Origin of the sequence: Paenibacillus sp. E194 (assembly GCF_000935845.1) — a bacterium.
GTDB classification, from domain to species: Bacteria; Bacillota; Bacilli; order Paenibacillales; family Paenibacillaceae; genus Paenibacillus_B; species Paenibacillus_B alvei_B.
Map to the genome: position 1 here is coordinate 1 of NZ_JMDX01000178.1, position 12,606 is coordinate 12,606.

The 12,606-nt window shown below is 48.0% G+C and carries 13 protein-coding genes; all 13 read right to left on the reverse strand.

Features of this window, described 5'->3' with window-relative positions; genetic code table 11:
- Positions 1 to 2,104 (reverse strand): AraC family transcriptional regulator (locus AZ66_RS20835; protein ID WP_044356592.1); only part of this gene is annotated, 2,104 nt, incomplete at its 3' end.
- Between the two features lie 118 nt (positions 2,105 to 2,222).
- Entirely contained in the window at positions 2,223 to 3,287 is a 1,065-nt protein-coding gene (locus AZ66_RS32900) for a hypothetical protein (RefSeq protein ID WP_231586974.1), read from the reverse strand.
- Positions 3,274 to 3,873: an extracellular solute-binding protein gene (locus tag AZ66_RS32905; protein ID WP_231586975.1), complete on the reverse strand. Its 600-nt coding sequence runs from the start codon at positions 3,871 to 3,873 to the stop codon at positions 3,274 to 3,276. Before AZ66_RS32905 ends, AZ66_RS32900 begins: the two co-directional genes overlap by 14 nt.
- Positions 3,874 to 4,067: 194 nt before the next feature.
- A complete protein-coding gene (locus AZ66_RS20845; RefSeq protein ID WP_021252612.1) occupies positions 4,068 to 4,976 on the reverse strand; it encodes a carbohydrate ABC transporter permease in 909 nt (302 codons plus the stop codon).
- Between the two features lie 11 nt (positions 4,977 to 4,987).
- Positions 4,988 to 5,176, reverse strand: coding sequence for a hypothetical protein (locus AZ66_RS32910; RefSeq protein WP_231586976.1), 189 nt, complete (start codon positions 5,174 to 5,176; stop codon positions 4,988 to 4,990).
- Positions 5,173 to 5,919, reverse strand: a complete 747-nt coding sequence (locus AZ66_RS20850; protein ID WP_231586977.1) for an ABC transporter permease subunit — start codon at positions 5,917 to 5,919, stop codon at positions 5,173 to 5,175. The genes AZ66_RS32910 and AZ66_RS20850 overlap by 4 nt, the downstream gene beginning before the upstream one ends.
- 309 nt (positions 5,920 to 6,228) lie before the next feature.
- Positions 6,229 to 7,836, reverse strand: coding sequence for an acyl CoA:acetate/3-ketoacid CoA transferase (locus tag AZ66_RS20855; RefSeq protein ID WP_082061671.1), 1,608 nt, complete (start codon positions 7,834 to 7,836; stop codon positions 6,229 to 6,231).
- Positions 7,833 to 8,576, reverse strand: a complete 744-nt coding sequence (gene fabG / locus AZ66_RS20860; RefSeq protein ID WP_044356598.1) for a 3-oxoacyl-ACP reductase FabG — start codon at positions 8,574 to 8,576, stop codon at positions 7,833 to 7,835. Before fabG ends, AZ66_RS20855 begins: the two co-directional genes overlap by 4 nt.
- Before the next feature lie 25 nt (positions 8,577 to 8,601).
- Entirely contained in the window at positions 8,602 to 9,546 is a 945-nt protein-coding gene (gene phaZ / locus AZ66_RS20865; protein WP_044356593.1) for an intracellular short-chain-length polyhydroxyalkanoate depolymerase, read from the reverse strand.
- Entirely contained in the window at positions 9,543 to 10,604 is a 1,062-nt protein-coding gene (locus AZ66_RS20870) for a 3-oxoacyl-ACP synthase (protein ID WP_044356594.1), read from the reverse strand. Before AZ66_RS20870 ends, phaZ begins: the two co-directional genes overlap by 4 nt.
- The gene (locus AZ66_RS20875; RefSeq protein ID WP_044356595.1) at positions 10,582 to 10,872 is read right to left on the reverse strand and encodes a hypothetical protein; all 291 of its coding nucleotides are present in this window, start codon (positions 10,870 to 10,872) and stop codon (positions 10,582 to 10,584) included. The genes AZ66_RS20870 and AZ66_RS20875 overlap by 23 nt, the downstream gene beginning before the upstream one ends.
- Positions 10,869 to 11,885, reverse strand: coding sequence for a branched-chain amino acid ABC transporter permease (locus AZ66_RS20880; protein ID WP_044356596.1), 1,017 nt, complete (start codon positions 11,883 to 11,885; stop codon positions 10,869 to 10,871). Before AZ66_RS20880 ends, AZ66_RS20875 begins: the two co-directional genes overlap by 4 nt.
- Positions 11,885 to 12,606: branched-chain amino acid ABC transporter permease (locus AZ66_RS20885; RefSeq protein WP_044356599.1), on the reverse strand; the 722-nt coding region annotated here is incomplete at its 5' end. The genes AZ66_RS20885 and AZ66_RS20880, both read right to left, overlap by 1 nt.

Sequence of the window (12,606 nt, forward strand, 5' to 3'; positions counted from 1 at the left end):
ATTCCTTAGCCATTTCAATACGAAGCCGGCATAAATAATCGTAGAAATTGATTCCAGTGACTTCCTTAAATAGTTTAGACGCCTTAGAGACCGACATCTGGAAGATTTCAGCAAGCTGTTTTAAGGATACGTCGGCACTCGTGTAATTTTGGTTTACGTACTGCAGCAACTGACTTCCAGCTTCAATCGTTGATGACGTATTGGAGTACCGATTTCGCTCGCATAGTAACGTTCCCACTTCAAACACATAGCCCCACATTTCCTCCGTATTTTTTCCCTTTGCTCTATTGGTAAATTGTTTCGCGTAAATGCCCGTATCGAGATTGAGTTCATGCAGCACTCTTAGCAGCGTTTCCATCAATAATGAAACGAGTCTGATCGTACTTGCTTCAGACAGGTTTCGTTTCCCGTTTTCCGCGCTGATTTCGTAGAGAATCTGCATCGAGGTATCCAGGTTCCCTATCTTCAAGTTGTTAATCAACTGAACCTCCCAATCTGTCGGATAATAATAGTCAACGATGCTTGGAATGGACTCCTCCGGCGCGACCCGTAGATGTTCCCGTGAAAACAACGTATACTGCAAACTTTCATTAGCCGTATAGTACGACTTACTAATGCCAACGAGCCCCTTCTCCATCGTTCCATACAAGACAATAGGCTGGAAACCACATGCACGTTCAATTTCTCCCGTAATTCCGACAGCAATTTGTTCCATCATGCCATCTTCTCCAAATCGGTTTGTGGAGGATAGGATCAACGCTTTGTCCGCATTCGTCACTTCGAATAGCTCATAGTCCAGCCGATGACAGCTCATCACTTTTTCGATGATTACCATCGTCATCATCTCGATTTTCCTGATCTTATCCAGATCGGAGAAATCACGAATGGCATGAAAGCTGATCAACATCGTGCAATAATGCATTTCCTCGGTATAGCCAATGCCGAATTTCTTCAACCCGTTCAAGTGCTGATCATCTGCGAAATACCCTTTAAGCAGCTGGAGGAACAAATTCGACTTCGCCGCTTTTTCGTAGTCCTGCATGGATTGCTGAAGCACCTGATTTTCACTCAACAGCCGGTCGAACGATTCCTCAATGTAATTGTATTCGGAGCCGGATACGGGACTATTTTCACCCTCCTCGTAACGAATCCCTGCAGAGAGCTTGTTAAGCAAGGTTCCTAGAGGTCGGTAACTGACCTTGGCCAGCAAAAAAGCCGACAACATGCCGACCGCAATGGAGATCATGATAGCCAGCAGTGAACTGAACAAGTTATTGATACCGATGACACTGTTATCGAAGTAGGAGATTTTATATTGCAGACTGCTCTCTTGGGAAGGCACAACAAGCTCATAGGTCTGCTGATTTTCATGAACCCCGTTAACCGGATTTCGGCTCTGCTTGAAAATAGGCGTTCCATATGTCGTTATTAAGATGTCTTTGGATTCCACACTCCCGAAACGACGCATGTATTCTGAGAAGTAATCGCTGTCAATAAATAGGACCAGTACCGCCCGCGGGCGATTGACCACCTCCAGACTTTGAAGGACAGGAATAACCCTCTTACTGCTGCCCCACAAATTGACCGTTGCTGGCGCCATTACTTTGAAATACTGTTGCTCCCGAAGAGCGCTTTGCATCATTTGCCGTGTATCTCCATCAAATACAGCAATATTAGAGAAGAAGTGGTCTTCCGAAAATGTCCCCCATGTCGATAACATCTGTTGTTTATCTGGAAAAATAACTGTGCCGAAAGATAGCACATTTGTAGAATTAATTGAATTTTCGAAATTCCTTCGGATTTCGAGCATCTTCAACAAATCAAATTCATCATTATAAACATCCGTATTCTGCATCATCTTCCGAAGCCATGATTCTATGCTAATCATCTTCGCTATATTTTTGAGCTCGTTCAATTTATTGTCCACAACCGCCGCAATCCGATTTGCATCCGATACATGCTTCTCATGCAGCTTCTGACGTTCCTCCGTTATGTTCCGCTGTACATTTAAGGTGCTGAACACGATGATGGGGATGATCAATATCGCAGTATAGGACAGAAAGATCTTTCGAAACGTGCCGCTCCCAAAGCTCCAATGTCGCATAGTCCGCACCTCCTTCGGTTTGAAGACCACTTCGCATGATGAAGCAATATGAAGAAAACGGCGAACTCCTCTATGGAAGCCGAGGAGAACGCCAATTTTCCGGATTATTGGTGCATTGTTACTGGATGCTGTTGTATCTATCGAGCAGCTGCTGATCAATCTTCATTAATTCATCAAGCCCAAGCTTTTTCAGCTCGGAGATATATTGATCCCAATCGTCAAGCGATTTTTGGCCTAGAGCAAGCTTGGTCGCAAGTTCCTGAGAGTACGTGTTCAAGTTAGTTAAAATTTTTGTTTTCTTCTCGAGCTGCTGATCATCAGGAATGGCCAGATAGTTCAGGTTCATATTCACAAAATATGGTTTGTAATTTAAAATATTCAGCTCATGATCGGCTTTTGCTTCGGGCACACCAGAGAGCTCGAATTCCAGATTGGCGAATTGAACACGTGGAAAAACTGTGTCCCCGAATAACGGACGCCCAGTAATTTGACCCGATTTAGCCAACTCTTCGTCTGAGCCATTATTAATAAACACCTTCGCGCCGTTGCTGTCCTTCTTGTAAGTTTGCCCTTCGATTCCCCAATACAGAAGATCTGCATATTTTTCCGAGTAAATCGTATCGAAAAACTTGATGGCTGCTTCCACGTCTTTGCAATCTTTTGTAATTGCGTACTTCTGCCACACAAGGAATGGAGGCTCCAACTGTGCTGCCGGAGTGATGTTGTCGACCGCCTTGAGCGGCATCAATGGGAGGAACTCCCCTCCACCGTTAATGGTAGGCTCCTGATAGGTCTCCAGATTATAATCACTCAATGAAGCAACCTGGTTTTCGGTCATTTTTTGTTGCTTTTGCTCCCCTGTCGCCCCAATCAGGCTTGTGTCGAGAATGCCCTCTTTCGTTAACTGCTGCAAGTAGCGGAAGTAATCTTTAATTCCGTCTTGATACCAAGGGGATACTACCTTTTTGTTCTCAACATCTACTGCCGTGATATCTGTACCAAGTCCGAACCATTGCGCGATAGCGCCTTCAAATTTGCTTGGATCGTATACGAGCACTTCGTTTTGCTTGCCATCTCCGTTGGCATCCTTCTCCCGGAACGTCTTCAATGTTTGCAAATATTCTGCAGCTGTGTGTGGAACCGGGAGCTTCAGCTTATCAAGCCAGTCTTTACGAAGCAGCATCGTCAATGCAACTGGAGCTGGTGTTTTTTCCTGATATGGTTTTTTTATGAAGATTGCTGAACCAGTACATTTTGCCGTCAGGGGATGTTGTCGTCTTTTTGGCGTATGGGAATTCTTCATTGTACATTTTCTTAATGTTGCCGTTGCTGTACTTCTCGATCAGTGGATTCAGATCAAGCAGGACGCCCTGCTTCGCCAAATTCAACACTGTCGTGTTATCTAGTGCCGAAATGTTTACGATGTCTGGAAGCGAGGAACCGGACGCCATTCTCGTTTGAACGACCACTTTATATTGCTCGCCTGGAACCATCTCGTAGTCCAATTGCAAACCGGCATCTGTGAGCATCTTATTGACTTCTTTCCATACCGGATATTTTTCTCTCTCATCGAATTTGATATATTTGTTCGAACCTTGCGGCCCAAGCAGTTTCAACTTTTTGACTTCGGCAGAAGCAGATCCTCCTGCTTCCTCCTTCTTGTTATCGCCGCTGTTGGCGCTGTTACTGGAGGTGCCGCATGCCGTTATCGACCCAATCACGAAAATTGCCGTTAATACGGAGATCAATGTTCTTTTCCATTGTTTCATTTTTAGATTCCCCCTCGAATCGATAAAAACGAATTTCAAAATGATTTCACCGAAACCTGGCCCTTGTAGTTGAAATGATGAAATCTTATCCCAAGATATGCTGTAAACGCTTTCAATACATCAAAAACATTCTTTCTCTCCATACCACAATGCCCTTCGTCGTTAATTGATCTGTTCTCTCAAAAAGTAAAGTCCTACTCTTTTAAAGAACCAAGAAGCGCTCCCTTGATGAAATACTTTTGAAAAAATGGATACGTAAAGATGACAGGCAATGCCGTAAAAACGATAATCGCGTATTTTAACTGGATGTTGGTCAACATGTTCGCCACCGCATTTTTGGTATCTTCCAGCGATAACATCTTTAGATCCACCGACTGTTGAACGACGACACGGTATAGATACATTTGCAGCGGATGAAGCTTTTCGTTCGGCAGATAGACAAGCGCGTCGAACCAGCTGTTCCAAATGCCGACAATCGAATAAATCGCAATAACGGCAAGAATCGGCTTGGAAATCGGCAATATAATCTTAAACAGCAGCTGCAGATGGGAAGCCCCGTCGATAAAAGCAGATTCCTTCAGACCATCTGGAATCGTCATAAAAAACGTCCTGACAAGGATGATATTCCAAATACTAACCATCCCAGGGATAATAACTGCAAACATGGTATTGTACATCCCAAGCTTATTCACGAGCAGGTAGGAGGGAATTAATCCGCCCCCGAAATACATCGGAATTAGTAGAAATACAACGATCCATTTTCGCCCCTTCAGATTGCGCACCGTTAACGGGTATGCACCCAATACAGCCATTAAGCAGTTCAAAAGCGTGCCTGCGGCGACGTAAATCAAAGTGTTCGAATACGCCCACCACATTTTCGCATCTCTCACAATCAATTCATATGAGCTTAGGTTAAAGCCTTTCGGAAACCAAACAACATTCATGGCGGCTACTTCCGAAGGCGAACTGATCGACATGATGATGACGAAATAAAAGGGATACAAGGTGATTAAGCAAATGACAAGCGCGATCGCGTACAAGATAATGTCCACCACGACAGAGCCTTCCCTGATCTTGTTCGGATTTTTCCTGACCGAGGCCATTGTACTCCTCCTTACCACAAGGCATAATCTGAATATTTACGGCTTAGCGTATTTGCGAAATACAGCAGCACGAAGTTGATAACTGATATGAACAGCCCAACTGCCGTTCCTAAACTGAATTGTCCGCCAAGCAAGCCATCGCGGTACAAATAGGTGCCAATGACATCCGCCGTTTCATATACCATTGGGTTGTAGATCAACAAATAAACTCGCTGTTCGCTGAAAACAGACTGCCAATCGCGAATATAAGCAGAAATAAGATGGTCGGACGAATGGATGGCAACGAAATATGGAGGATTTGTTTAAAGCGGTTGGCTCCGTCCATCTTGGCAGCTTCGTATAAATGAGGATCAACAGAGGACATGGCTGCCAAATACAAAATACTGCTCCAGCCAAATGATTTCCATATGCTCGTAATCGTATAAATGGCCGGAAAATAACCCGCTTCCGTGTTTATCGCGACCGGTGCCCCGCCGAACATCTTCACGATGGTATTAATGATTCCATCCGTATTGATGAATGACAACACCATGCCCGCAACGACGACGTTCGAAATAAAGTGAGGCAAGTAGCTTGCGGTCTGTACGTACTTCTTGAAGATGCCACTCTTCAGTTCGTTAAGCAATACCGCAAACAGAATGGGCACCCAGAAGCCAAACACCATAAAATAAAAGCTGAGCGAGAACGTATTACGCATCAATCTTCCAAAATACGGACCATTAAAAAATTCAATAAAGTGTTTAAAACCTACCCAATTCGTATCTGTTAATGAGAAAAAAGGTTTTCCCGGGAAATAATCTTGAAATGCGATGATTATCCCGTACATCGGAATATAACTGAAGACAAAAATATGAAGTAGAACGGGAAGCATTATAAGGTAGAGTTGAGCATTTTCACGCAAGTGAAATGATCGGCGTCCCCCCGGTTGACTGTTCGTCTTCATGATCTTCCCCTTTCCATATCGATTGCGGTAACTTTTGGGCCCCTTCCGCAATTTTATGATAATCTCGCCCTGTTTTGTAAGGCAAGCAACATTTTTTGATAGCGCTCACAATATTTTCGCTGCCTTGAAAATCACCTACAACAGCCATTGCAGACGCAGGTGATGAAGGCGAAGCTGCAATAAAACAAAAGGTCGAGTTAGGGTACCAACGTCCCCCTTACTCGACCTTTCTCATTACCAGTATCATCTTACAGGCAGTAAATCAGCTTCAACTTATGAGACAGTCTCTATGACAGTCCATGACAATCCCTATCGGAACAGATCTTCCTCCATCCACTTCAGCTGTGGACTGATGCGAGGCACGATGTCCATATTGGCTAGAATGTCTGCTTCCAGCGATAGTCCCTGTGCCATCTCGATAAGTTCAAGTTCCCCTGCATGCAGCCGGAATACTGCACGCTCTGTCACATATAGCACTTCGATGCCACGTCGCTGTGCATAATCTGCACAGAAGGTGAGTTGCTCTACTTGCCGAACGAACTTCCGGAAGCGTCCCTCCTGAAGGATGCGAAGGCCACCATCAGCCATCTCCACCTTCAGACCGCCAGCCGTAAAGGTGGAGCAGAAGACAAGCTTCTTCGCATTTTGGCTTATATTAATGAAGCCGCCGCAGCCTGTCAGCTTGCCGCCGTACAGACTAACATTCACGTCTCCTCTGCCGTCTGCCTCTGCCATCCCCAGACAAGCAACATCAATCCCTCCTCCATCGAAGAAGTCGAATTGAGCTGGCTGATCAAGAATGGCCTCCGCAAACGCAGATGCGCCGAAGCTTAACCCTCGTGCAGGTATGCCACCAACAGGGCCGGATTCAAGGAGCAGCGTCATATCTGTTCGTCCCGCTTCAAGTGCTGCATATCCAACTCCCTCAGGCAGTCCGATGCCGAGATTCACAACACTGTGAGAGGGGATTTCCTTGAGAGCTCGCCGTGCAATGACTAGCCGCTCATCTCTTGCCATTGGAGGCACATATGCGGCGGACGATTCCTGCTGGATCTCCCCAGCATATGCGGGGTTGTATACCTCTGCGAACGTCATTGTATGCTCCTCTGGCCTAGCGACAACGACAGCATCGACCAGCATGCCTGGGATGACTACCTGCTTCGAATGCATGGTACCGTGAGGCAATATGCGCTCAACCTGCGCAATCACAATTCCTCCACTGTTCCTCGCTGCTTGAGCAAGTGCTAGCATTTCTAACGTTACTGCCTCTCGCTCCATGGAGATATTGCCGCGCTCATCAGCAGTCGTGCCGCGCACGAAAGCGCAGTGGATTGGAAAAGCTCGATAATAGAGCTGCTCTCGGCCTCCAAGCTGCACCAGCTCTACAAGCGCTTCCACCGTGCTTGCATTCAGCCTGCCTCCTCCATTTCTCGGGTCGACGAAGGTATAAAGGCCGACATGGGTCAATGTCCCCGATCGGCCTGCAGCTATATCACGATAGAGATGTACAATCACACCCTGCGGAAAGTTGTAGGCTTCAATCCGGTTATTGAGCGCAAGCGCGCCCAAACGCGGAGCAAGTCCCCAATGCCCTCCAATGACCCGCTTCACCATGCCTTCATGCGCAAGATGGTTCACGCCGCGAACTATGCCATCCCCTTGTCCTGCTGCATACACAACCGTAAGCCCTGTCGGCGCCGCCTCGTTCAAGAAGCGGCGCTCCAGCGCTGACGTAAGTGCTTCTGGGTGAGCACATCCGACGAAGCCTCCCACAGCAACCGTTGCATCATTTGCAATAAGCGCCACCGCTTCATCCGCGCTCATAACCTGAGCGCAGCGGCGAGGGGCAAGCGGTTGATTCAGCCGTTGATCGAAGCGGCTATCCACTGTGCTCTGACGAGCATCTAGTCCATTCAAATGGACAACCCTCCGTTCACTTCCAGCACTGTTCCATTTATATAATCAGCTGCATCCGAAGCGAGGAATAAATATGCTTGTGCAACCTCATCCGGCCGTCCTAATCGGCGCAGCGGTACTTTTTCACGCATGCTGTCTATAATCTTGTCCGGCATCTTGGCCACCATCTCTGTTGCGATGAAGCCTGGGGCAACCGCGTTCACACAAATCCCCTTATATCCTAGCTCCCGAGCCCATGTACGCGTCATGCCAATGACGCCTGCTTTGGTCGCAGCATAGTTCGTCTGTCCAATATTGCCTTGAACGCCAACAATCGATGATGTATTAATGATTTTCCCCTTGCCTTGCGCCGCCATATAAGGAGCTGCAAGACGTGTGCATAGAAACACACCATTCAAGTTCACATTGATTACATCCTGCCATTGCTCTGGGGTCATCTTCAGCAGCATCGCATCACGTGTAATTCCAGCATTGTTGATCAGAATGTCGATACCGTCAAACGTCGCAACCGTCTGCTCCATCAGTTGCCGCACACTTTCTTCATCTGCTACATTCGTCTTCACGAATAACGCCCGATCACGCCGTTCACTTGCCAGCTCTTCGATCACTTGCTGTCCTGCCGTCTCATTGAAGTCAGCGATGACAACATTCGCCTCTGCCTCAAGAAACAAGTGTACTGCTGCAAGCCCTATGCCGCTTGCTCCGCCTGTAATTACTGCCGTTTTCCCTGTAAGCTTCATCGTCATCGTCTTTCCCTGTCTCCCTTCAATCTATATGACCAGCCGATGCAGTTGACCCGCTAGGAGCTGCTTCTGATGAATCTCTTCCCAAGAAGGACTCGATTGCATGCAACAGCTGCGAAAGATCGTCAACTAACGGTGAGTGACCGCATCCTGTCAATGGAACGAACTCCGCAATGTCTCCCAGATCAGCTAGCGTCTCCCTCGTCATCGCCTCAGTAATAACTAAATCCTGCATGCCCCGCAGAACCAAAACGGGGGCTTTGATTCGTTTCACAGCCCCGCTTCCCGGAGATGCTTCATGATCAAATACACTTATGTTAAACGTGTTCAACGCATGATACACATCCATCAGGTTACGCTGCGTCAAAATATCGTCTAAATAGGTTTCGTATCTTGCCTCTTCCGGCTGATTCCGATCATAGATGACGGCCTCATACAATTGCTTCATAAACTGGCGATCCCGACGTATGTTCGCAGATTCGATGAGGGTGTTGCGAGTCAATGATCGAATACCTTCTATTGCCGTAATCCGGCGCGTAACATCTGGCAAACCGTTCGTTCCGTCCTCATAGAATGGATATCCACGAGTCGAGACGCTTGCCAGCAGCACTAGTCGCGTTACCTCATCAGGATAAGCGGCAGTATACTCCATTGCCACCCCGCCGCCAGTTGACCAGCCAATGAGGGTAAAACGAGTTAGACCGAGTAAATCGACCCATTGCTTCACATCTGCAGTGAAATCAGACAAGGACTCAATCGGCGTATGATAGGTAGAAATACCAAATCCACGCAGATCGACCGCATACAGCTTATACCGAACATCCATCTGTTCCAGCACGACATCCCAATGACAGGACGAATTCATGTTGCCATGAATCAGCACAACTACCTCATCGCCGCCATCACGTTCACGGTATCCGAGTGTTTCCCCATTTGGCAATTCAACGGATTTTAAATGAATCTTCATGCTTCATCCCCCCATCTTAAGGTGAGAGCTCCCCACGCATATCCGATGCCTGCAGCTGCCAATACAACAATGCTGCCCGGTTGAATCAATTTCCGATTTACGCCTAATTCAATACATAGAATCGGATCGAATTGACCGATATGTCCGTAGTCCTCCAAATAAACGGAACGTTCTTCGGGAATCCCCAAGGAACGCAGCACGAATTCATGTGCGGATCGTTTCATATGAAGCAAGCCGATAAAATCAATATTCGAGATCGTATATCCACTACCCTGAATAGCTTGTTCCACCACCTGAGTGAATCGCTGCATCGACACCGCATCCAGTCTTGACTTCATCCGTTCTGGATCTGGGACTCGGAAGCAAACCTGACCTTGCGCCAATAGCTCAGCCGTCAATGGCTGCTTCGTTCCCCCTGCTTGAATGATGACATCCTGCGCAAATGATCCATCCGTAATAATTGCTGAATCCAGCACCTCTGGATACGAAGGGCCAGCCCCACGCTGGAGCAGCATCGCTCCGCCGCCAGCACCCAAGTTCGCCATGAAGCGAGTGTTCGGGTCCGTTAAGTCAATCAGGTCGCCGTTGCGATAGCCGCCAGCAAGCAGCACAGTGCCAATACGAGAATCCCCCAACATCATCGACTTCGCTGTCTGAACGGCCATAATTGCCGTACAGCATCGGGAGCCCATATCGAAGCCCCACGCATTTACAGCTCCAATCTCATGCTGCAGTTGAAGTGCCGCCGTCCATACCGGGTATTCCTTGTATTCTTCACCGATATATATAATGAGATCAATTTCCTCAGGCGCGATCTGGGCACGACGAATCGCTTCCTTCGCTGCTGCAACCCCCATCGCGCAGGGATGATCATCAGGCCCTGGTACAGGCTTCCGCCGGATGCCCAGCTTCAACTCCACAATATGCTGAGGGATGCCTGATGCTTCTGCAATATCGCCGCTAGTCATTTTCTGTTCAGGGATATAAGTTCCTACGGACAACAGACGGATGATCGACTGCTCATTCTTTTCTCTTTCATTCATTCCGTTCTCGTTCATACACGTCATTCCCCCGCTTCATCATCAGCTGCATATAGCCCACCGCTTCCTCCCATGAAGCAACGGTCTGCTCTTCCTGGCCCTGTACATAGGTAATTCGGATTCGCCAATCGTCCAACCCCTCGGTCTCCTGCCGTACCCGGCAGCGGACGACAAAGGAACCGACCACAGAGGTATCCTCAACCAAATGATGCCGATTGTACTGATTTCGACTGTCATGAGCCTCCAAGTGCTCCGCAGCCGAGTCCTTCTGCCTGCGAGAAGTCATCCTGCCTCCTCCTTCCCATGCCGAGATGCTGTCTCTGTAGGAGACGAAGAAGTTCTCCTTCCTCTCCGCTTCATCCACCACAATCGGAGCGTTCCGGTTATGCCTGCTGGGAAGACGAGCACGACGACAATATAGAGAAGGCCAAAGAAAATAATCCATCTCTCGAATATTGGGTGGAACTTAGCCAACTCAGTTAGGCCATGGTGCGCCCATTCAATAATCGCTGAGCCAATAATCGCCCCGAATAGCGTCCCAACGCCGCCAATAATCGTCATCAGAAGCGCGTTCAAGGTCATATCCATCGCGAACACCGTCGTATTGACGAATCGTAGTGTCAGCACATACATGGATCCGCTAATGCTGGCGACTACACCTGCGACTACACTTGCAAACACCTTGTAGTGGATGATCTCATAGCCGAGCGAAGCGGTTCGCTGCTCATTTTCACGTATCGCCACCAATACACGACCGACGGGGGATTGCGTGAACCTTCTGAGCAGCATATAGATGACAACCATCACTGCGAGCGATACCATGTACAGCACCGTCCGATCCTTCAGCTCTGAGGGAATCGGGAACGTGAAGCCGTCATTTCCTCGCGTCAGAGACCTCCACTTCTCCGCCAAGACAAGCAGCAATCCGGAAAAGGCCAACGTAAGCATTGCGTAAAAGTGATTCTTCAAACGCAAAGACAACATGCCTACCAGATAGCTGAGCAGCGCCGACAAGATCACACCTGCTGCAATCGACAGCAGCAAGACTCCGATGTTGGCTCCCATCCGATCGAGCATGACACCACTTGCGTACGCACCAATACCGAAGAACATACAATGACCGAATGAGACAATACCTGTATAACCGAGCAAAATGTCGTAACTCATCGCAAAAACGGCGAAGATACAAATTTGCGTCATAATAATGAGGAAGCTGCGCGAGTCATTGATCCACGGCAGCACGGCAAGTCCAATGACGAGCAGAAGGAACCATTTTGTTCCGATGTTTATATGTCTCATTACGCTCCCCCCTTCGCCCCGAACAAGCCTGACGGCTTAATGAGAAGGACAACCACCATCAGCAGCATATTGCCTGCAAGCGACAAGTCTGGCACATAATAGGCCATAAATGCTCCCGACAAGCCAACCAACAGTGCAGCCAGTGCAGAGCCTTGGATACTCCCCATGCCGCCAATGACAACGACGATGAAGGCAAGAATGGCAAATTGCATACCCATTTCGGCAAATATCACTCCTGAGTATGGAGCAAGCAGTACGCCTCCCAGTGCCGCCAGACCTGCCCCAACCATAAATACAAGCGTAAATACACGCCGAATCGGAATGCCTAGCGCTTGAACCATTTCCGGATTCATAACGCCTGCGCGCACGATTAGTCCAATCTTCGTACGCTTCAATATGAACAATAGTCCGCCATACACGAGCGCACCAATTACGATGATGAAGATTCGGTATTTAATTAGAATCACTCCGCCAACTTCCCAGCTTCCGCTGAGTATAGGCGGGGCATCCGCCTTAAGTGGATTCGGGCCGAATACAACTTTGAGCAATTCACTTAACACGAGCATAACGCCTAGCGTGACCAGAATCTGCTGCACATGATTGCCGTACACGGGTCGAATGACAATGCGCTCCATCATGAAGCCAAGCAGCATTCCAACAAGAATTGCCCCCACAATCGCCAAGACGAATGAGCCCGTTGCCGCATACAACCACACCCCGC